6 protein-coding genes are annotated in these 23,757 nt (G+C 63.0%); 3 read left to right on the top strand and 3 right to left on the bottom strand.

What is annotated here, in order from left to right; all coding sequences use genetic code 11:
- Window positions 1–5,391: amino acid adenylation domain-containing protein (locus tag V3W39_RS32965; protein WP_442968443.1), on the bottom strand; the 5,391-nt coding region annotated here is incomplete at its 3' end.
- Between the two features lie 10 nt (window positions 5,392–5,401).
- Window positions 5,402–20,881 (bottom strand): non-ribosomal peptide synthetase, encoded by a 15,480-nt coding sequence (locus tag V3W39_RS32960; RefSeq protein WP_330214129.1) that lies wholly within the window; start codon window positions 20,879–20,881, stop codon window positions 5,402–5,404.
- 209 nt (window positions 20,882–21,090) lie between these two features.
- Between V3W39_RS32960 and V3W39_RS32955 the strand changes: the two genes are divergently transcribed.
- Together V3W39_RS32955 and V3W39_RS32950 are read left to right on the top strand one after the other, a co-directional pair.
- Complete coding sequence (locus V3W39_RS32955; RefSeq protein WP_010166695.1) at window positions 21,091–21,342, top strand: type II toxin-antitoxin system HicA family toxin; 252 nt, start codon at window positions 21,091–21,093, stop codon at window positions 21,340–21,342.
- Complete coding sequence (locus tag V3W39_RS32950) at window positions 21,339–21,695, top strand: type II toxin-antitoxin system HicB family antitoxin (protein ID WP_177048833.1); 357 nt, start codon at window positions 21,339–21,341, stop codon at window positions 21,693–21,695. The genes V3W39_RS32955 and V3W39_RS32950 overlap by 4 nt, the downstream gene beginning before the upstream one ends.
- Here the strand turns inward: V3W39_RS32950 and V3W39_RS32945 are convergent, their stop codons facing one another.
- Entirely contained in the window at window positions 21,696–22,868 is a 1,173-nt protein-coding gene (locus V3W39_RS32945) for an MFS transporter (RefSeq protein WP_330214128.1), read from the bottom strand.
- Window positions 22,869–23,002: 134 nt separating this feature from the next.
- Here V3W39_RS32945 and V3W39_RS32940 point away from each other — a divergent pair, with 134 nt between their 5' ends.
- Window positions 23,003–23,587, top strand: a complete 585-nt coding sequence (locus V3W39_RS32940) for a TetR/AcrR family transcriptional regulator (RefSeq protein ID WP_177116126.1) — start codon at window positions 23,003–23,005, stop codon at window positions 23,585–23,587.
- Window positions 23,588–23,757 lie beyond the last annotated feature (170 nt).

Here is a 23,757-nt window from a genome sequence, read left to right as displayed (position 1 = left end):
GGCCGCCAGCTCCGGCAACTCCAGGGCATTGCGGGCACCGACGATAAAACCACCGCCGGCCAGGGTCACAAACAGCTCCCATACCGACAAGTCGAAGCAGATCGACGTGGAGGCCAACACCCCTTGAATGTCTTCGGGGCTGTAAACCTGCTGCGACCACTGCGTCAGCGCCGCCACGTTGCGGTGAGTAATGGCCACGCCCTTGGGCAAGCCGGTGGAGCCGGAGGTGTAGATCACGTAGGCCAGGTTGGCGGCGTGAACCGCAACGTCCAGATCCTGATCATCAACTTCCTGAGCATCCACAAACAGCACGTCAATCGAGGCATCCACCTCAAGTGCCACCGCAGCCTGGGTCAACAACACCCGCGCCTGACTGTCCTTGAGCATGTACGTCACGCGCTCGGCCGGGTAATCCGGGTCCAGCGGCACATACGCGCCGCCCGCCTTGAGCACCGCGAGCAATGCCACAACCATCTGCGCACTGCGCGGCATGGCCACGCCAACCCGCACTTCAGGGCCAACACCCAACGCCACCAGCTTGCGCGCCAGGGCATTCGCCCGGCCGTTCAACTGGCGGTAGGTCAGGTGTTCATCACCCCAGATAACCGCCAGGGCATCGGGGGTGCGCTGCACCTGATCCTGAATCTGCTGATGGATGCACCGCTCACGCGGGAAGTCCAGGGCGTTGGCATTCCAGGTCCGCTCAATCAGCTCAAGCTCATGAACGCCCAGCAACGACAGCTCGGCAACCGGCCGCGTGTAATCCGCGACAATGCTGCGCAGCAGGTTTTGCCAATGGCCGGCAAGACGCTCGACCGTCGCCGGCGCAAACAGATCGGTGGCGTAGGTCAGCGTGGCTGCCAACGCTTGCCCGGTTTCAAAGGTATTGAGCACCAGGTCGAACTGGGCCGTGTGACTGGCCCACTCAAGGCTTTCGATGGCCAGGCCCGGCAAGCGCGTGGCCTGCTGTCCGCGCGCCGCCTCGCTCTGATGGTTGAACATCACCTGGAACAGCGGGCTATGGCTCAGGCTGCGCTCAGGGTGCAACGCTTCAACCAACTGTTCGAAGGGCAGGTCCTGGTGAGCCTGAGCCTCCAGGGCCGTCTGCCGGACTTGCTGCACGACATCCGCGAACGCCAGGGACGGTTTCACATCGGCCTTGAGTACCTGGGTGTTGACGAAAAAGCCGATCAGGCGCTCGGTCTCAACCCGGTTGCGGTTGGCAATCGGCACCCCGACCCGGATGTCGGATTGCCCGCTGTAGCGATGCAGCAATGTCTGGAATGAGGCAAGCAAGAGCATGAACGGCGTCACACGCAGTTGCTGGGCCAGGCCGAGCAGCGAAGCGCCGAGCCCGGGTTGCAGGACGATTTCCAGCTGCGCACCCCGAAAGCTTTGTTCGGCCGGGCGCGAATAGTCCAACGGCAATTGCAACGGCTGGTCACCGGCCAGTTGCCGGGTCCAATAAGCCAGTTGGCGCTCACGTTCACCGGCCTCCATCCATTGGCGCTGCCAGGCAGCATAGTCGGCATATTGGATCGGCAACGGCCTGGCCTCAGGTGGGCGGCCGCTGCTGAAGGCGCCATAGAGCTCAACCAGTTCCTGCACCATCAGTTGCATGGACCAGCCATCGGAGACGATGTGATGTTGGGTCAGCACCAGCACGTGGTCATCATCGGCCAGGCGCAATAACTTCACGCGCAACAAGGGCCCGGTCTGCAGGTCGAACAACGCCTCGGCATGGGTCTGCACATAAGCAGCAATCCCGGCCTGCGGATCAGTGCCGGCGTCAAGGGTGTCCACGACAATCGCCAGGGGCACTGGCGCATGGATCACTTGCAGGGTGCGCTGATGGTCCTGGACAAACGTGGTACGCAAGGTTTCATGACGCACCAGCAACTCGTCAAAACTGCTCTGAAGCGCCTGGACATCCAGCACGCCTGCGAGGCGCAAGGCCGTCGGTATGTTGTAGGCACCACTCAGGGGATCGAGCTGCCAGAGGAACCACTGGCGCTCCTGGGCATACGACAACGGCAATGCCGAGCCACGATCAACCACGACAAACGCGGGGGCCTGCTCGGCAGGTTCCTGGTGCAATACCTGGGCGAAGGCCTGCAGGGTCGTGTGCTCGAACAACGCCTTGAGCGGCACGTTCAGCTCAAGACCATGACGAACCCTCGATACCACTTGGGTGGCCAGCAACGAGTGACCGCCGAGCTCGAAGAAATCGTCCTGGCGACCCACACGCTCAACCCCCAGAACTTCTTCCCAGATCAGCGCCACCTGTTGTTCCAGCTCACTGCACGGCGCCTCATACGACTGCTGTTGCAGCTCAGGCTCCGGCAGTGCCTGGCGGTCGAGTTTGCCGTTGACCGTCAACGGCAGGTTCGGCAGAAAGACCACCTGCGCAGGAATCATATAGTCCGGCAGCTCGGCCTTGAGCGACTGGCGGATGGTCTCGCGCAGGCCATCATGGGTCTCTGCGTCGAAGGCCGGTGCGGCCGGCACGATATAGGCCAGCAACTGTTGGCCGCCCACGCCGGGCCGCGCCAACACCGCAACTTCACGTACGCAAGCCAACTTGAGCAGTTGCGCCTCGATCTCACCCAACTCGATACGAAACCCGCGAATTTTCACTTGATGGTCAATCCGACCGACATATTCCACCACCCCGCCCGCACGCAAACGCGCGAGGTCGCCGGTACGGTACAAGCGTGCGCCGTCAGCACGGAACGGATCGGGAATAAACCGGCTGGCGGTCAGATCGCCACGGTGCAGGTAGCCTCGGGCCAGGCCCGCCTGGCCGACATACAGCTCGCCGATGCAACCTTCAGGCACCGGGTTGAGCTGAGCGTCCAGCAGGTACCAGGACAGGTCAACGATGGGCTCCCCGATCGGGCTGCTCGCCTCGTTCGCCAAGTCGGCCCGGGTGATGGGCCGATACGTCACGTGAACGGTGGTTTCAGTGATGCCATACATGTTGATCAGTTGCGGCGAACGATCACCGAAATGCTCAAACCACGGCTGCAATGCCTTGACCTCCAGTGCCTCACCGCCAAACACCACGTAGCGCAAGTGTTCAAGGCCAGCGGCCGGGTGAGCGCAGGCGACCTGCACCAACTGCTTGAACGCCGAAGGTGTCTGGTTGAGCACGGTCACTTGCTCACGGCAGAGCAAGGCGTAGAAGTCTTCGGTGGAACGGCTGACGTCATGGGGCACAACCACCAGGCGCGCGCCGTATGTCAGCGCACCGAACAGCTCCCACACGGAAAAGTCGAAGGCACAGGAGTGGAACAGCGTCCACACATCCGCCGCGCCAAAGCGGAACCAGTCATCGGTGGCACTGAACAGACGCACCACATTGCGATGGGGCAGCAGCACGCCTTTGGGCTGTCCGGTGGAGCCTGAGGTGTAAATCACGTAGGCCAGGTTGTCAGGGCCGACCGCCACCTGCGGGTTGCCCAACGGTTCCTGGCCTGCGCCGACTACGTTATCCAGTGCCAGCACACGAATCGACGGTGCAGGCGCCAAGTGCCCAAGCACAGAGGACTGCGCCAACAGCAACGCAATGCCGCTGTCCTGCATCATGTAGTGCAAACGATCCTGTGGATAACCAGGGTCCATGGGGACATAGGCACCACCGGCCTTGAGCACAGCCAGCAAACCGACCAGCATCTCCAGGCTGCGCTCGGTAGAGAGCCCCACCAACACGTCAGGGCCGACACCGGCCTCGATCAGCCGATACGCCAACAGGTTGGCATCCGCATTCAACTGGCCGTACGTCAGGTGGTGATCTTCGTAGCTGACGGCAAGGGCATCGGGCGTACGCTCGGCCTGGGCTTCGATCAAATGGTGCAGGCACTGGTTCACGTCGAATGCCCGCAGGTTCGGGTTCCACTGCTGGAGGATGCGTCGGTGTTCGTCCTCCGCCAGCAACGGCAACTCCCCTACCGCCTGGTGCGGACGGGTGATGATTGCCCGCAACAGATTTTGCCAATGCTGCGCCAGGCGTTCGATGGCCTCGGCGGTAAATACGTCGGTGGCATAAGTCAGTGCGGCTGACAGACCGTGGGCCGACTCTGCCGTGTCCAGGGTCAGGTCAAATTGCGCCGTACAGGTTTTCCAGTCCAGGCCTTCGACGGTCAGCTGTGGCAGATTCAATGCTGGCTCGGCACTGGAGCCGCGACCTTCGCTCTGGTGGTTATACATCACCTGGAACAACGGGTTATGCCCCAGGCTTCGCTCGGGGTGCAGCGCCTCGACCAACTGCTCGAAGGGCAGCTCCTGATGCTCCTGGGCGCCCAAGGCCGCCTGTTTGACCTGGGCCAGCAAGGCCCGGAACGACATCTGGCCGTCGATCTCGGCCTTGAGCACCTGGGTGTTAACGAAAAAGCCGATCAGGCCTTTGGTTTCCGGCCGGTTGCGGTTGGCCACCGGCACCCCGACCCGAACATCCCGCTGCCCGCTGTAGCGGTGCAGCAGTAACTGGAACGATGCCAGCAACACCATGAACAGCGTCACCCCCTCACGCTGGGCGAGGGTTTTCAAGGGTTGTCCCAGGCTCGCATCCAGGGCAATTTCCAGGCGTTCGCCGCGGTAGCTCGGCTGCAAGGGACGAGGCTTGTCGGTGGGCAGCTCCAGCACCGGCGGCAAGTCGCCCAACTGCGCGGTCCAGTAAGCGAGTTGACGATCACGCTCGCCGGCCTCCATCCAGTGTCGCTGCCAGATGGCGTAGTCGGCGTACTGGATCGCCAGCGCCGGCAATTGCGGAACGTGACCCTGGGTGAAGGCGGCGTAGCACTGCACCAGTTCCTCAACCAGCACTTGCATGGACCAGCCATCGGACACGATATGGTGCTGGGTCAGCACCAGCACATGCTCGTCCGGCGCCACGCGCAACAGGCAGACCCGCAACAGCGGGCCTTGCTGCAAATCGAACAGCTGACGCGTCTGCGCCTCGACGAACGCGCTGATGCGCGCCTCACGCCCGGCTGCATCGCCAGGCTCCAGGGTGTGCACCGGCAGGCTAAAATCCGCCTCAGGTGCAATCACCTGCAGCGTCTGCCCGGCATCCTGGACAAAACGCGTACGCAAGGACTCATGACGCTCGATCAGCACCTGAAAGCTGCGCTGCAAAGCCTCGACATCCAGCACCCCCCGCAAACGCAGGGCAGCAGGTACGTGGTAGGCCGCGCTCTCGGGTTCCAGTTGCCAGAGAAACCACTGGCGGTGCTGGGCATAGGACAACGGTATGGCTTCAAACTCATGGCGGATCATCGGCACAGGCAGTTGCCCAAGGCTCATGCCCTTGCTGGCCAACTTTTCAAAAAAGGCCTTGCGCTGAGGCAGTGCAAGCCTGATGAAACGTTGAACCAGCTCGATGTTATCCATTAACGCCATCTCAATTTGTCTCCAGCTCGGTGAGGAAGTCATGCATATCGCTCAGGTCCTGCTCAAGGTTGCTGTTCAAGCAGCCATCGACAGCACTTGCGTAGTCACGCAACGTGCTTGCCTTGAAGATCAGGTCCAGCGCGACGTTGGCTCCCAATTGCATCTGCGCCATCGCAGTCGCTTGCGTCGCCAGTAATGAATGCCCACCCAACTCGAAGAAGTTGTCCTCCCTGCCCACCTGCTGCACGCCCAGAACGTCCGCCCAGACAGCGGCCAGGGTTTGCTCCACGGTGCCTTGCGGGGCGGCGTAAATGCGCTGCATGAAGCTGGCGTCGGGCACCGGCAGTGCACGGCGATCCAGCTTGCCATTGGGGGTCAGGGGCATCTCTTCGAGGAACACCAGATAGGTAGGAACCATGTAGCCCGGCAGAATCTCTTTAAGACGAACGTTGAGCCGCTCGCGCAATTTAGTCCGCGCGCCCGATACCTCCTCGTCTGCTGCGCTGACGGCCGTCACCACATAGCCCACCAGTTGCGCCCCGTTCACGCCCTCTTGCGCCAGCACCACGGCTTCCTGCACCTGCGGTTGCTCCTGCAACCGTGCTTCGATCTCCCCCAACTCGATACGGAAGCCACGGATTTTTACCTGGTGGTCGATCCGGCTCAGGTAGTCGATCACCCCATCGGCCCGCTGGCGAACCAGGTCGCCGCTGCGGTACAGACGGCCACCGGAGCCAGCGAACGGATCCGGCACAAAGCGCTCGGCCGTCAGCGCCGCACGGTTGAGGTAGCCACGCGCCACCCCTTCCCCGCCCAGGTACAACTCACCGGCCAGGCCCTGGGGCAGAAGCCCGCCAGCGGCATCCAGCACATAGGCGCTGCGGTCACCGATCCGGCTGCCGATCGGCGCATAGGCGGCGCCGCACATCTGGTCTGCCGCAGCCTTCCAGATCAGCGGCGTGACCACGGTTTCGGTCGGGCCATAGCCGTTGATGATGTGCTGCGGCTTGAGCGCACGCTTGACCAACTCGAACGACGCCTGGGGCACCGCATCACCGCCAAAGCAGTAGATGCGTACGGCCGGCGGGTTGCCATGCTGGTCTGCGTAGTCGGCCAATTGCTGCAAATACACCGGCGGGAATGCCGCGACAGTCACACCGTGACGGTGCATGGCCTGGTAAGTCTGCTCCGGCGTCCAGAGGCTGGAGTCGCGAATCAACAGGCGGCCACCGTGGCTCAAGGTGGTCAGCCAGCGTTCATGGGCACCGTCGAACGCGAAGGACATGAAATGCAGCTCACAGTCCTGCTCGCTCATGGCATAGCGCTCGCCGATAGCCAGGCAATGCATGGCCAGGGCGTCATGGGCAACCGTCACGCCCTTGGGCTGGCCAGTGGAGCCCGAGGTGTAAATCACATAGGCCAGGTTTTGCCCGTGCAGGTCGACCACCGGCGGGCTGTCGGGCATTGCGTCCAGCGCCAGCCGGTCCAGCTCCAGGCGCGTGATCCCGGCGGGCGTCGGCAGGCGCTCAGCCAGACGCGAATCGGTGAGCAGCAGTCCGATGGCACTGTCCTGCATCAGGTAGGCCAGGCGCTCACGCGGGTATTCCGGGTCGAGCGGCACATACGCCGCGCCCGCTTTGAGAATCGCCAGGAGGCCAACCACCATGTCCAGCCCACGATCCTGGGCGATGCCCACAAGAACGTCCGGCCCGGCACCCTGCTCGATCAGCTTGTGGGCCAGGCGGTTGGCGCGCCGGTCCAGTTGCCCATAGGTCAGTTGCTCCTCGGCAAACATCAAGGCCACAGCATCCGGTGCACGCAGGGCCTGGGCCTGGATCAACTGATGGATCGAAGTGGTGGTACTGAAGCGCGTATCACGGCAGTTCCAGTCATCCACCAATTGCTGGCGCTCGGTGGCCGTCACCAGTTGCAACTCGCCGACTGCGGCATCCGGAACCAATGCCAGCATGTGTTCCAGCAGTTGCTCCAGGTGCAGGCTGATCTGGCGTACCTGCTCGGCGGCCAGAGACGCGCGCAGGTAGCTGTAGTGAATCCCCAGGGTCTCGCCGGTCGCCACCGCCAGGGTCAGCGGGTAGTTGGTCCGCTCCTGGCTGTCGACAGGGCCGAAGCTCAGCTCGGGCACCGCCGCTTGGCGCAACGCTTCGGAAGCCGGGTAGTTCTCGAATACCAGCAGGCTGTCAAACAGCGAGTCGGCGGCACTGCTGGCCCAGCGCTGGATCTCGAATAACGGGGTGTACTCGTGTTCCCGCAGCATCAGGTTTTGTTGCTGCAACACCTGCAACCACTCACCTATCGACTGCTCGGCACGAACCTCGGCGATCACCGGCAAGGTATTGATAAACAGCCCGACCTGCTGCTCGATATCGCGAATGTCCGCCGGGCGCCCCGAGACCGTGGCACCGAAACATACGGTCTGTTGTCCGGTATAGCGTTGCAACAGCAACAGCCAGGCGGCTTGCAGCACGGTATTGAGCGTGACCTTGTGCTGACGGGCGAACTCATTCAGGCGATGGGTACGGGCGGCGTCGAACAGTTGCTGATAGTCACCGTAGGCAGGCTCTGCTTCCACCGGCACTGGCGTGGCGCCGAACGCCTGGATCAGCCGGGTAGGCTCGCTCAGAGGGCGTAACTGAGCCTTCCAGAACAGCTCACTGCGTGCCGTATCCTGGGATGCCAGCCACGCCATATAGTCACGATATCGGCCGACCGGCGCCATCGCCTGTTGACCGCTGTAGCGTTGCAGCACCTCCCCCAGCAACTGCGAGTTACTCCAGCCGTCCATCAGGATGTGGTGGTGGGTGTAAATCAGATGATGACGCTGCTCGCCCGTACGAATCAGGGTCAAGCGCAGCAACGGCGCCTCGCCCAGATCGAAGCCCTGCGCCTGCTCGGCAGCGGCAGCAGCGTCCAGCGCCGCCGCCAGCCCGGGATGAGCACGCCAGTCGTACTCGACAAAGCTCAGCGGCGCCTGCTTGCGAATGATCTGCAGCGGATGGTCCAACTCCCCCTGCCAGATAAAACCGCTGCGCAGGCTGTCATGGGCATCCACCGCAGCTTGCCAGGCGTCGCGGAAACGCTCTGCGTCCAGACCATCGATATCCAGGCGCATCTGGTTGATGTAATCACTGGCGTCCTGCTGGTAAAGGCTGTGGAACAACATGCCTTGCTGCATGGCCGACAACGGGAAGATGTCCTCGATATCCCGTGCGGGTACAGGCAACCCTTCCAGTTGCTGCTGGGTCAACTGCACCAGGGCGAAGTCCGAAGGGGTCACACCCTGAGTGGACGGCAGGCAGCAATGTTCGATCAGCGCTTGCAACTCCCCGGCATATTCATCGGCCAGGGCCTTGAGGGTGTGTGCATCGAACATGTGCGGGCTGAAGGTCCAGCTCAAGTCCAGCTCGCCGTCGTACGCCTGGCCGTTGATTTCCAGCCAGTTGCCCAGTGGCGCTTCAGGACTTTGCTCGGCCCCGGCCGGCTCGCGGCCGGGCATGAACAACGCGTCCTGCGCCTGGAAACTGCTGTCGAACTGCCCGAGGTAATTGAAGGTAATCCGCGGTGCCGGCAACGCCTCAAGTACCGATTGCGCATGGGCATCCCCCAAGTAACGCAGCAGGCCAAACCCCAGGCCCTTTTCAGGGATCGCCCGCAGTTGCTCCTTGATCTGCTTGATGGAACCCGCCATATCGGCCGCCGGGGTGAGCTTCGCCGGGAATACGCTGGTGAACCACCCCACGCTGCGGGTCAGGTCCAGGTCGTCGAACACCTCCTCGCGGCCGTGCCCCTCCAACTGCACCAGCACCGAAGGCGTCTGCGCCCAACGGCTGATGACCCGCGCCAACGCCGTCAACAGCAGGTCGTTGACCTGAGTCCGGTACGCCGCCGGAGCGTGCTGCAACAGCTGTCGAGTCAGCGTTTTGTCCAGATGCGTGTGCACCACCTGCGCATCACGATTCAATTGTCCACCGTGAGGGTTATTGCACGGCAGTGTTGCAGGTACGCCCTGCAATGCTTGCTGCCAGTAATCCAGCGCTTGATGCATCTGCTCGCTGCTGGCGTGACGCAACAGCCGCTCGCCCCAGGCCTTGACCGACGAAGTCTTGGCCGGCAATGCCACAACGCGGCCCTGCTGCAGTTGCTCGTAAGCACTTTGCAGGTCTTCAAACAGGATGCGCCACGACACGCCGTCCACCGCCAGGTGATGGATCACCAGCAGCAGGCGCTGGCTGCCGTCGGCCAGGGTCGCCAGCACCGCGCGCAGCAGTGGGCCATTGCTCAGGTCCAGGCTGCGCTGGGCTTCATCGCCCAATTGCTCCAGCGCCGAGGCGTCACTGATGCTGCGTTGCCACAGCAAAGGTTGCTCGCTGACCGGTTGGTAAGTCGCTCGCCAGCCATCGGCCTGCTGGACGAAGCTCACGCGCAAGGCGTCGTGCTGCACCAGCAATGCGTGCAGGGCGTGTTCCAGATGTTCAGGGTTCAGCGGCTGCGTGGTCTTGAGCAGTACCGACTGGTTCCAGTGGTGCCGTTCAGGAATTGCCGTGTCGAAAAATGCCTGATGGATCGGCAGCAATACGCTGTCGCCGGTCACCGGGCCCTGATCGATCAGCAGTGTGCCCTCGCCCAACTGCGCCACCGAGGCCAGGCCTTGTACGGTCTGGTGCTGGAACAGCTCTTTGGGGGTAAATCGAATCCCCGCCTGACGCGCACGGCTGACCACCTGGATCGAGATGATCGAGTCGCCGCCCAGCTCGAAGAAGTTATCGGTGACGCCAATCTGCGGCACCTTGAGCACGTCCTGCCAAATCGCCGCAATACGGCGTTCCAGCTCGCTGTGCGGCGCCACATGCAGCGCATGGGAGCCTTGTAGTTCCGGCACTGGCAAGGCCTTGCGGTCCAGCTTGCCATTAGGTGTCAGCGGCAGTTGATCAAGGATGACCATCTGGGCCGGCACCATGTAGTCCGGCAGCGTCTGCTTGAGCCAGACACGCACATCGTCTTGCACACCGGACTGTGCCCCCGGCTCCAACACCAGATAGGCAATCAGACGAGTGCCGCTCTGCGCATCATGGGCCACCACCACGGCTTCGTGGACAGCGACATGTTGCAGCAGGCGCTTCTCGATCTCGCCCAACTCGATGCGAAACCCACGCACTTTGGTCTGATGATCGATGCGTCCCACGTACTGGATTTCGCCATCGGCCAGATAGCGTACCAGGTCACCGGTGCGGTACAGCCGTGCCGCGCGATCGCCGAACGGGTCCGGCACAAAGCGCTCCGCGGTCAGGTCCGGGCGCAGCAGGTAGCCCCGGGCGATCCCGGCGCCGGCCAGGTACAACTCACCGATCACGCCGACCGGCACCGGCTCCAACTGTGCATCCAGTACGTAGCTGTCGGTACCGGCCAGTGGTCGGCCAATACTCGCCCGGCCACCCGCCGTGCGGCGTACGTAAGTCGAATACGTGGTGTCTTCAGAAGGCCCGTACAGGTCACACACATGCTTGAGCGTGGCCTGCTGATAGAGTCCATCCACGAGCGACTGCTTCAGTGGCTCACCGGCGAGATTGATGATGCGCACGCTGTCGGGAATCTGCCCGGTCTGGTGCAACGCAGCAATCGCCGACGGCACGGTGTTGATCAAGGTCACCCGGTCCCGCGCCGGCAAATCCGCCAGCGCCAGGGCATTTTCAGCCAGGATGAAGAAGCCGCCACTGGCCAGGGTGACAAAAAGCTCCCACACCGACAGGTCGAAGCAGATCGAGGTTGAAGCCAATACCCCCTGCAAGTCCTCGCGACGGTAGACGCTCTGGGCCCACTGAATCAGTGAAACGGCATTGCGGTGGCTGATGGCAACCCCCTTGGGCTTGCCGGTCGAACCCGACGTGTAGATCACATAGGCGAGATTGTCGGCGCTCGCCAGGGCTGGCAGGTCGGCACAATCGGGGTGTTGCGGGTCGACGCTTTCAGAGGGCACCTGCAGCACCTCCAGACCGCCACCCAGGCCTTGGGCATCCGTCAGCAACAACCGGGCCTGGCTGTCTTCAAGCATATAAGCCAATCGGTCGGCCGGGTAGTTGGGGTCGAGGGGCACATAGGTGCCGCCGGCCTTGAGCGTCGCCAGCAACGCCACAACCATTTCCACCGAACGAGGCAGTAGCACACCCACCCGCACTTCCGGCCCTACCCCGCGCTCACGCAGGCGGCGGGCCAGGCGATTGGCACGTGCGTTAAGCTGGCGATAGTCGAGACATTCGGTGCCAAAGATCATCGCCAACTGGTCAGGTACCTTCCGGGCCTGAGCCTCGATCAGCTCATGCAAGCCCCCCTCGAAAGTGCCACTCAGTTCGAGGCTGTTCCAGTCCCGCAGGATTGTCTGGCGCTCATCGGCGTCCAGCAGCGCAAACTGCGCGACAGCCTGCTCAGGCTGGCTGACGATGGCGTGCAGCAGGTTCTGCCAGTGGTGCGCCAGTTGTTCAATGGTGCTGCGCTGGAATAGATCAGTGGCGTACGTCAGGGATGCCGCCAGGCCGCCGCCCACTTCGCCGGTGTCCAGGCTCAGGTCGAACTGTGCCGTGCCGCTGTCCCAGGCGACGCCCTCGATCGACAAGCCCGGCAATTGCGCCGCGCCCGTCTCACGGTTCTGGTGATTGAACAGCACCTGGAACAGCGGGCTGTGGCTAAGGCTGCGCCGCGGCTGCAGAGCATCCACCAACTGCTCGAACGGCAAGTCCTGGTACGTCTGGGCGTCGAGCACCGACTGGCGAACCTGTTGCAGCAAATCACTGAACGAAGCCTGGCTGTCAAACTCGGCGCGCAGCACCTGGGTGTTGACGAAAAAGCCCACCAGGCCTTCGGTTTCCATGCGATTACGGTTGGCTACCGGCACGCCGACACGGATGTCGCCTTGCCCGCTGTAGCGGTGCAACAACATCTGGAACGAGGCCAGCAACAGCACGAACAACGTCACCTGTTCGCGTTGCGCCAGGGCCTGCAAGCCAGACGCCAGCTCCGCGGGCAAATTGAAGTCCAGGCGTGCACCACGCAAGCTCTGTTCGGCCGGACGCGGGAAGTCAAAAGGCAACTCCAGCACCGGTTGCTCACCGCCCAATTTCTCACGCCAGTACGCCAGTTGCCGGGCGCTTTCGCCCTCGGCCATCCACTGGCGCTGCCAGGCGGCGTAGTCGGCGTATTGCAGGGGCAGCTCTTGCAAGGCGACCTCGGTGCCCGCGCAGAATGCACCGTAGAACTGGATCAACTCGTCGACGATGATCTGCATCGACCAGCCATCAGAAATGATGTGGTGCTGGGTAATGACCAATACGTGATGGTCGGGCTGCACCCTCAGCAACTTGACGCGCATCAGCGGGCCGTTGAACAAGTCGAACGGACGCTGGATTTCGTGCTCAACGGCCGCAGCAATCCCGTGGGCATCCACGGCTTGCTGTTCAACCACCTGGGCCCGCCTTGGCTGGATCACCTGCCAGGTCTGCTCACCTTCTTCGACGAAGGTGGTGCGCAAGGCTTCATGACGCTGCACCAGCGCCTGGAACGCTTGCTCCAGTGCCACGACATTCAGGCTGCCACGCAGATGCAGCGCAGTGGGCACGTGGTAGGCCGCGCTGCCCGGGTCCAGTTGCCAGAGGAACCACTGGCGCTCCTGGGCCGATGACAGCGCCATCGGCCGGCCGCGCTCCAGGGCCAGCATGGGCAGGCTTTCCTGCACCTGCAAACCCGCGCACGCGGCGGCGAAAGCCAGCAGTGTCGGGTGCTCGAACAACGCTTTCAACGGCACTTCGAGCTTGAGTGCATGCCGCACCCGGGAAATAACCTGGGTCGCCAGCAACGAATGGCCACCACGCTCGAAGAAATGATCATTCAAGCCGACGCGCTCCACCTGCAACACCGCCTGCCAGATCGCCGCCAACTGGATCTGCAACGGGCTGTGCGGCGCCTCGTAGGCGTGCCGTGGCTGGTTCAGGTCAGGCGCGGGTAATGCGCGGCGGTCGAGCTTGCCGTTGTTGTTCAACGGCAGCGCGTCCAGCCACACCCAGTGGCCTGGCACCATGTAGTCGGGCAGTGATTGAGCCAGGATGGTGGCTAGGTCAACAGACTCGGTGGCTACGCCTTGGGCTGCTACCACATACCCCACCAACTGCGCGCCGGTGGGTCCTTCGTACGCAATCACCGCAGCTTCATGCACCTGCGGCAAGGCTTGCAGGCACGCTTCGATTTCGCCCATTTCAATGCGCAAACCGCGGATCTTCACCTGATGGTCGATCCGCCCCACGTACTCCAGGGCATGATGTTGGTTGTAGCGGGCCAGGTCGCCACTGCGGTACAGGCGTGCACCCGGCACACCGGCGAACGGGTCCGGCAGGAAGCGTTCAGCCGTCAACGCGGGACGGTCAAAATAGCCCTGGGCCAGGCCGGCCGGGGCGCCGATGTACAGCTCACCGACACCGCCGACGGGCAGCAGCTCAAACGCGCTGTCGAGCACATACAGCGCACGACCCGCGATGGCCCGGCCAATCGGAATGCCGAACGCATCGCTGGCATCCGCCAACTGGCAGTCGTGCACACTGGACACCACGGTCGCCTCAGTGGGGCCGTAGGTGTTGAGCAGGCGTACCTTGCCCAGCCCGGCGTCATGCCAGGCTCGCAGGCCTTCAACCGACATCGCCTCACCGCCTACGTGCACCTGGCGCAAGTTGCCCAAGGAACGGCCATCGACGGCACACTCCTTGGCCAACAGGTACCAATAGGCTGCCGGCAAGTCGGCCAGGGTTACCCCCTGCTCTACGATTTCCCGAGCCAGTTGCCCGGCATCCCACAGCTCGTCGCCACGCATGACCAGCGCAGCACCGACGCACAGCGGCGGGTAGCACTGCTCGACGAAACCATCAAAACTGAACGTCGCGAATTGCAGCACCCGGTCCGTGCAAGACAGCACGCTGTAGTCTTCGGCACTCTCGCAGAACTGGCCGAGGGCGGCGTGATCGATCGCCACCCCCTTCGGTTGCCCGGTGGAGCCGGAGGTGTAGATCACATACGCCAGGTCGGCGGCGACGGCGTGGCTTGGCGGGTTGCCGGTGGCGTAAGCGGCCAGTTCTTCACCCGACGCGGTGAAGTCCACGCGGGTCAACGATTCGGGTAACGGCAAATCTGCCAACAGGCCGGTTTCGCAGAGCAACAGATCCAGGCGGCTGTCCGCCAACATGTAGGCCAGGCGTTCGTTGGGGTATTTGGGGTCCAGCGGGACATAGGCCGCGCCGCTTTTTAGCACCGCCAGCAGGCTGACGATCAACTGCGGGCCCCGTCGCGCAGCCAGGCCGACGCGCCGGCCAGGGCCAATGCCGTGCTCCAGCAAGCGATGAGCCAGGCGGTTGGCCTGCTCATTGAGCTCGCCGTAGCTCAAGCGTTGACTGCCAGCCAGCACCGCCAGCGCAGTCGGGGTGGCCTGGGCCTGGGCGGCAATGCGCTCATGAACCAACCCGTGATGACGGGTGCTTGCCGCCGGGGATTGACTCAAGCCAAGCATGGCACGCTGGCCAGGCTCATCGAGCAACTGCAAGCTGCCAAGACTGACGCCAGGGTCTGCCGCCAGTTGCACCAACAAGTGTTGCAGGTTGGCGCTCAGTTGGACGACCTGGGCCTCGCTGAAACGCGCCCGGTCATAGCTGAACTCCAGGCGCAGGCTGTTGCCCAGCTCGATACCCAGGGTCAACGGGTAGTTAGTGCGCTCGTGGTTGTGCAACTGGCCAAACGACAAGCCAGCGGGTGCGCCCTGCTTGAGTGCTTCGGCGACGGGGAAGTTTTCGAACACCAGCAACGTGTCGAAGAGCGCCGCGCCCTGCTGGCCGGCCCACCCTTGAATGTCGTACAGCGGCACATGCTCGTGATCACGCAGGCCGAGGTTCAAGGCTTGCAACTCACCCAGCCAGGCGGCGGCCTGTTGCGCCGGGGCGGGCGCGCTGATCATCGGCAAGGTGTTGATAAACAGCCCCAGCTGTTGCTCGATACCCGGCAACGGCGCGGAACGCCCGGCGACCGTGGCACCGAACACTACGCACGGCTGGCCGGTGTAGCGTTGCAGCAGCACACTCCAGGCGCCCTGGAGCAACGTATTGAGGGTGATTTTTTGCTGACGGGCGAACTCGCTCAGGGTAGCGGTCAATGTGCTGTCGAGGATCACCTGATGGTCTGCCATGCCCGCGCCGTCCACCGGTGGGCGAAGGGCCTCAGCCAACAACGTCGGGGCTTGCAACGAGGCCAGGCTGGCGCGCCAGAAGGCCTCGTCCGCCGCTGACGATTGTTGCTGCAACCAGCCCAGGTAATCGCGAAATTGCCCCAGGGGCGCTGGCAGCGCCTGGCCGGCGTAATGGCTGATGACTTCGCCGAGCAACTGCGCGTTGCTCCAGCCATCCATCAGGATGTGATGACTGGTATAGATCAAATGCCAGCCGCTGCCGGCACCACGCACCAGCATCAGACGGAACAGCGGTGCGACGCTCAACTCAAAACCGCGCTCGCGCTCGGCATCGGCCAGGGCGTCAAGGTCGGCGTCGACCGCCTCGATCACCTGCAACTGCAAGTCAACCTGGCGATGGATCACTTGATGGGCACTGTCGAGTCCCAGCCAGTGGAAACTGCTGCGCAGGATGTCATGCCGATCCAGCGCAGCCTGCCACGCACGGCCGAAAGCGAGCAGATCGAGACCTTCGATGTCCAGGCGCAGCTGGTTGATATAAGCCTGTGCCTGGGGCTCGTAAAGGGTGTGGAATAACATGCCCTGCTGCATCGGCGACAACGGGTAGATATCGTCGATGGCCGGCCCTGGCACTGGCAGCGCGTCAAGTTGCTGCTGGGTCAGATGGGCCAGCGGAAAATCGGACGGTGTGACCTGCCCCGCCTCGGTAGCGCAGCAATGCTCGATCAGCGCTGCCAACTCGACGGCATAATCGTCGGCCAGGCGTTGGACGGTAGCGGCCTGGAACATCTCGCGGCTGAAGCCCCATTGCAACGCGAGCTCACCGCCATACACCTGGCCCTCCAGGGTCAGCCAGTTGGCCAGCGGCGCCTCGCCGTCCTGGGCCTGGCCACTGCTTTCGCCGGCCGGCACGAACAGCGCCGAGTCATTGAACTGGCGGTCGAACTGGCCCAGGTAGTTGAAGGTAATACGCGGCCCCGGCAACCCGGCCAGCGCTTCACGCGCCTCAGGCTCGCCCAGATAGCGAAGCAATCCGTAACCCAGGCCCTTGTCCGGCACTGCGCGCAGTTGCTCCTTGACCGACTTGATTGCCGCCGGCAGCTCACCTTCCGCCTGCAAGCGCACCGGGAACAGGCTGGTGAACCAGCCCACGGTACGGGTCAGGTCCAGCGCGTCAAACAGGTCTTCACGGCCATGGCCTTCGAGCTGGATCAACGCTGCGTCCTGCCCGCTCCAGCGGCTGATCACCCGTGCCAGGGCTGTCAGCAGCAGGTCGTTGACCTGGGTGCGATACGCCGCCGGCGCGTATTGCAGCAACTGGCGGGTCAGCTCGGGGTTGAGGCGGGTTTCGATCTTTTCCCCCAGGCGATTTTGCAGCCCGCCCTGTGGGTTGTCGCAGGGTAAATCGGCCGTGCCCGACTGTGCCTGCCAATACGGCAGTTGCCCATTCAGCGTTTGCGCGTGGGCCTGCAAGTGCTGCGCCCAAGCCTGATAGGCGCTGGTCTTGCTCGGCAACTGCGCAGGCGCGCGATAAGCCTGCTGCAGGTCTTCAAGCAGGATGCGCCAGGACACACCGTCCACCACCAAGTGGTGCAGCACCAGCAACAGCCGCTGGCTTGCGTCGGCCATGTCCACCAGCACGGCACGCAACAGCGGGCCCTGCTGCAGGTCGAGACTGCGCTGGGCCTCATCACACAATGCGGCCAATTCGCTGTCGGTGGCGGCACTTGTCTGCCATAAGCCGGACTCGCTGACCAGGGCCGCGTGGGCTTGCTGCCAGCCATCGGCGCCCTTCACAAAACGCAGGCGCAAGGCGTCGTGGTGGTTGATCAGTCGGGTCAGTGCGATGTCGAGCGCTTCAGCTACCAGCGGCTCGCGCGGCGTGAGCAACAACGATTGGTTCCAGTGCTGACGTGCCGGGATCGCCTGTTCGAAAAAGCCCTGCTGCACCGGAGTGAGGATCACCTCGCCACTGACCGGGCCCTGGTCGATCGTGCTGGCCTGGTCAAAGCTCGCCACCAACGCCAGGCTGCGCACACTCTGGTACTGGAACAGGTCGCGGGGGCTGAGGTGAATCCCCGCCTGTCGCGCACGGCTGACCACTTGGATCGAGATGATCGAGTCACCGCCGAGCTCAAAAAAGTTGTCTTCCAGGCCGACCTGCTCAACGGCCAACACGTCACTCCAGATCGCCGCCAAGGCCTTTTGCAGGTCATTTTCCGGCGCCACAAACGCCTGTTGCGGCGCAGCATCCGGCAACGGCAAGGCTTTGCGGTCGAGCTTGCCATTGGCGGTCACCGGCAGTTTCACCAGCGGCATCAGGTGGGTGGGCACCATGTATTCCGGCAGGCTGTTCAACAGCCACGCCTTGAGCTCCGGCTGCCACGACATGGCAGGCTCGCCGCCCTCCAGCACCAGGTAAGCAACCAACTGTTTGCCGCCCTGCACCAGCACCACGGCCTCGCGCACCAACGGGTGTTGCATCAGGCGGGTCTCGATTTCACCCAGCTCGATACGCAGGCCGCGCAGCTTGACCTGATGATCGAGGCGACCGAGGTATTCGATCACGCCATCGACGCGCTGGCGTACCCGGTCGCCGGTGCGATACAGCCGCGCACCGTCCAGGAACGGGCACGGCACAAACCGCTCGGCGGTCAACGCCGGGCGACGGTGGTAACTGCGGGCCAGCCCGGTGCCGCCGAGGTACAGCTCGCCGGCAACCCCGGCCGGCACCGGGTTCAGTTGTGCGTCGAGGACGTAGGTGGCCAGGTTGGCGATAGGGCGACCGATGGGGACGCTGTCGGCACCTTCGTCGATGCAGGTCCAGTGGGTGACGTCGATGGCCGCTTCAGTCGGGCCGTACAGGTTGTACAAACCGGCACCGGGCAGTTTGGCAAACACCTGCAACTGCGCATCCAGCGCCAGCGCCTCGCCGCTGCACACGATGCGCTTGAGGCTGGCGCAGGCTTGCACACCCGGCTCATGGATAAATGCCTGGAGCATCGACGGCACGAAGTGCAGCGTGGTGATGGCGTGCTCGCCAATGGTTTCGATCAGGCGTGCCGGCTCGCGATGCTCGCCGGGCGCGGCGACTACCAACCGCGCACCGCTCATCAGCGGCCAGAAGAACTCCCACACCGACACGTCAAAGCTGAATGGGGTTTTCTGCAACACCGCGTCGCTGGCATCAAGGCCATAGGCTTGTTGCATCCAGCACAGGCGGTTGACCAGCGCCCGATGACTGTTGCCGGCGCCCTTGGGCTTGCCGGTGGAGCCGGAGGTGTAGATCACATAGGCGAGGTTCAGCGCATGCACGTTGACGGCCAGAGCCTCGCGACTGTAGCCGTCGAGCCAGCCTAGCGCCTGGTCGAGGGCAATGACGTTGATGCCGTCAACCGGCAAGGTCGCCAGCAGGCTCTGCTGACTGAGCAGCAGCCCGATGCCGCTGTCTTCGATCATGTACGCCAGGCGTTCGCGGGGGTATTCAGGGTCCAGCGGGACGTAGGCGCCGCCGGCCTTGAGAATCGCCAGCAGGCCGACCACCATTTCGATGGAGCGCTCGATGCAGATCCCCACCAGCACATCGGGACCAACACCTTTCTCGCGCAAGGCATGGGCCAATTGATTGGCACGATTGTCGAGCTGGCTGTAGGTCAACTGCGCAGGGCCGAACACCAGGGCAACGGCGTGCGGAGTGCGTTGTACCTGGTCTTCGATCAGGTGGTGGATGCCACGCTCGGTCGGGTACGTCTCAAGGGTCTCGTTCCAGTCATGCACCAGTACGCGCCGTTCATCGGCTGCAAGCATCGGCAATTCACCGATACGCTGACTGCCATCGGCCACCATCGCCTGCAACAGGCTGAGCCAATGCCCGGCCATACGCTCGATGGTGACGGCGTCGAACAGGTCGTTGGCGTAGGTCAGTGCGGCGTGCAGGGTGCCGGACTTTTCGAAGGTATCGAGGCTCAGGTCGAACTGGGTGGTGCGGCCTTGCCACTGCACCAGGGACAGCTCAAGCCCGGAGGCGGTGTTGACTGCGGCGATGTCCGCCACCTGCGGCTGATGGTTGTACATCACCTGGAACAGCGGCGTTTGGCTCAGGCTGCGCTCGACTTTCAAGGCTTCTACCAGGCGCTCGAACGGCAATTCCTGATGGGCCTGGGCGCCCAGCGCGTGCTCCTTGATGCCTTGCAGCAACTGGTCGACGCGGGTTTGCCCGGTCAGCTCGGTGCGCAGCACCTGGGTGTTGACGAAGAAACCGATCAGCCCTTCAACTTCACTGCGATTACGGTTGGCAATCGGCACCCCAACCCGAATATCGCCCTGCCCGGTGTAGCGATGCAGCAGCACGTTGAACGCGCCGAGCAGCAACATGAACAAGGTGACATTGTGTTTTTGCGCGCAACTGCGCAACTGCGCAGCCAATGCCGGGTCAATCGCAAAATCATGCCGGGTGCCCTGGTAGCTGGGCATCGCCGGACGCGGATGGTCGAGGGGCAACTCGAGTACCGGGTGCTCATCCCCCAGGCGCGCCTGCCAGTATTCCAGCTGACGGGCCTGCTCGCCCGCTTCCAGCCAGCGGCGCTGCCACAGGGCGTAGTCGCTGTACTGGATCGGGAGCGGCGCAAGTTGCGGCGGCTCATGACGCTCATGGGCGTCGTAGCAGCGAATGAACTCGTCGATCAACACGTTCATCGACCAACCATCGGAGACGATGTGGTGCAGGGTCAGCAGCAGCACGTGTTCCTGCTCGGCCAGCTTGAGCAATTGCACCCGAAGCAGCGGGCCGTTGGCCAGGTCGAAGGGCAACAGCGACTGACGGGTAGCGGCCTGCGTCACCGCCTGCTCGCGCTCGGCGGGTGCCAGGGCGCTTAGGTCCGATTGCTCGATGACCAGCGGCGACTGTACGGCCACTTGCAACAGACGATCATCCGCCTGGCGCTGGAACACCGTGCGCAAAGTCTCATGGCGGGCCACCAGGCTGGCGAAGGCCTGCTCGATCGCCGGCAGGCTCAAAACCCCTTTCAGCCGCACCGCACCCGGCAGGTTATAGGCCCCACTGGCCGGATCCAGTTGCCACAGAAACCACATCCGCTGTTGCGCGTAAGACAGCGCCTGGCGGTCATCCGCCTCCACCCCTGCCGGGATCGGAAACCGGGAAAAATCCACCCCTTCCTTGTGTAGCGCCTGGAGGAACATCTGGCGTTTTTCCAGGGGCAACCCGATAAACCGGCGAGCAAGTTTCAAGGAGTCTTCAGCGTTCATTTCTTGGGATCCGGGGCAATAGGCAGGAAGCACAAAGGCACGTCGTCCCTATAAAACGAATCCGGAGGGGAAAAATTAGCGGGGGATTTGGAGCGCAGGCAACGGTGTCATCAAGGGTTACATCAAACACCGAGAGGCTCGGCGAGGCTGTCCTATCATTGACGCAACCCATCAATTGCAACTACATTTAGTTACAGGCAAGGATCGCCGTGTCGAAAAATGAAAAACTGCTGGCCAAACTGCTCAATGAGCACTCGGCCTTTACCTGGCCCGAACTCGTCACACTGCTGCGGCGCCTGGGATACACGCAAATCGAAGGGGCGGGTAGCCGGGTCAGGTTCGACAGGGGCGACCCCAGTGCAATGATTACCCTGCACAAGCCTCACCCCGGCAACGAACTGAAACACTACATTCGGCGCCAGATCATCGAACAATTGAAATCAGGAGAACTGATTCAGTGAACAACCAGCTGAAACACAAAGGCTACATCGGCTCCATCGAAGCCAGCATCGAAGACAATTGCCTGTTCGGGAAGCTGCTTTTCATCAAGGCCCTGGTCAGCTACGAGGGAAAAACCGTCGCCGAGTTGGACGCGGCTTTTTGCAACGCCGTAGACGACTACATCGAGACCTGCCAGGCCCTTGGGCAAACACCGGAAAAGCCCTGCAAGGGTTCGTTCAACGTCCGTGTCGGCCATGACCTCCACTTGGCCGCTGCCCTCGCGGCAACCCGGCAAAAAGTGACGTTGAACGATCTCACGCGGCAGGCGCTGAACGAATTCCTGCAACATCGCGGCGCACTGGTGACAGGGTAATCACCCCAACCGCCGATACCCCAACACCGCCGCACCCAGCACCACCGCCCCCGCCGCCAGCGCCACCCAGAACCCGCTGGGTGCGCCGAAGCGGTCAATCATCCAGCCCGAGCTGGCGGCGCCAATGGCCACGCCGATGCTCAGGCCGGTGATCAGCCAGGTCATGCCTTCGGTCAGGCGGCTCGGCGGGACGATTTGTTCCACCAACGCCATGGACACGATCAATGTCGGGGCGAAGAACAGGCCGGAGATGAAGATTGCCGCCGCCAACCCGGGAATGTTCGTCACCAGCAACAACGGCAGCGTAGTGATCGCCGTCGCCACGCCGCAGTACAGGAACTGGCGAGGCAACGGGGCTTTCAATTTCAGGGCACCAAACGCCAGCCCGGCCAGGCACGAACCGATGGCGTACACCGACAGCACAATGCTCGCGGCAGCCGGCTGGCCCTGGTGCTGGGCGAAGGCGACGCTGACCACATCCACCACGCCGACGATGACGCCCATGGCCATCAACAGCACCATCAGGATCAACACCGAGGGCGAGGCGATCAGCCAACGCCCGTGTTCGGCGTGGTGCTCATGCACCGGTGGTTCGGTCTGGCGTTGCAGCACGAAAGCGGTGACCCCAACCGCCAGGAACAGCGCCGCAATCAACGGCCCCGCTTCGGGGAACAGCAGCACGCATAAGCCCACCGAGACCGGCGGGCCAATAATGAACACCACCTCATCAAGCACCGACTCCAGGGCAAACGCGGTTTGCAGCTTGGGCTGGCCGCGATACAGCTCGGTCCAGCGCGCCCGTACCATGGCCGACATGTTGGGCATGCAACCGGCCAGGGCGGCGAAGATGAACAGCGTCCAGGTCGGCGCCTGCATGCGGGTGCAGAGTAACAACAGCAACAGCGCGCCGCCGCCGACGGACGCCGCCACCGGCAACACCCGGCCCTGGCCATAACGGTCCACCAACCGCGAGACCTGGGGCGCGCAAAACGCCGTGGCCAGGGCGAAGGTGGCGGTCACGGCGCCGGCCAGTCCATAACCGCCGTGTACCTGCGAAAGCATGGTGATCAAGCCGATCCCGGTCATGGAGATCGGCATGCGGGCGAGCATGCCCGCCAGTACAAAAGCCCTGGAACCTGGCGCCTGGAACAGCTCGGCGTAGGGGTTTGCCATGGTGTGTAACCTCTTCCTGAGCGCCCTGAAACTTGCTATTCGAGGTTTTCGGGGCAAAATACATACGGTGCGTATGTGACAAATCATGCGTAACATACGCGTCGTATGTCAATCACCTATTGTGAGCCTTATCCATGAGCCGAGCCCGTGCCGACATGATCGAAGACACCCGCGCCCGCCTGATCGCCAGCGCCCGCCAGGCCTTCGCCACGCAAGGCTACGCCCAGACGTCGATGGATGATTTCACCGCTCGCGCCGGCCTGACCCGGGGTGCGTTGTACCATCATTTTGGCGACAAGAAAGGCTTGCTGGCGGCGGTGGTTGCGCAGCTCGACGGTGAAATGGATGCGAGCCTGCACCTTATCTCCGAGCGGGCCGAGAACCCTTGGGACGGGTTTTGCGAACGCTGCCGGGCCTATTTGCGTATGGCTCAGGATGCCGAGGTCCAGCGCATTGTGCTGCAGGATGCGCCGGCGGTGCTGGGGACGACCGACCAGCAGCAATGCGTGGATTCGCTGTGCCGGTTGCTTGATGACCTGATGCAGGCGGGGCTCATCGAGCACGCGTGCAGCCAGGCGTTGGCGAGGCTGATCAATGGCAGCCTGGTGAGTGCATCGCTTTGGATCGCCCAGGATCAACGCCCGGGCGAGCGGCTGGAAGAAGCTTTGCAAGGGTTGGAGTTGTTGTTGCGGGGGTTGAAGGCCCATGCCGTTCGCTGAACGAATGCGGCGGGGGGGTTCAGGGATGCTTTGTGATTGAGTACATATCCGTTGCTGCGGTAACGGCTTCTTATGGTTTCGCTCTTACAGCGACTCACTTTGGAAAAGCCGGAATGCCGGCCCAGCCCAAAGTAAGCAAAAGGCTCTGCCCCGCCTGTCGGCACCTCGCC

The organism is Pseudomonas sp. Z18(2022) (assembly GCF_036346535.1).
Classification (GTDB): Bacteria; Pseudomonadota; Gammaproteobacteria; order Pseudomonadales; family Pseudomonadaceae; genus Aquipseudomonas; species Aquipseudomonas yamanorum_A.
This window is presented reverse-complemented; position numbering and strand designations above follow the sequence as displayed.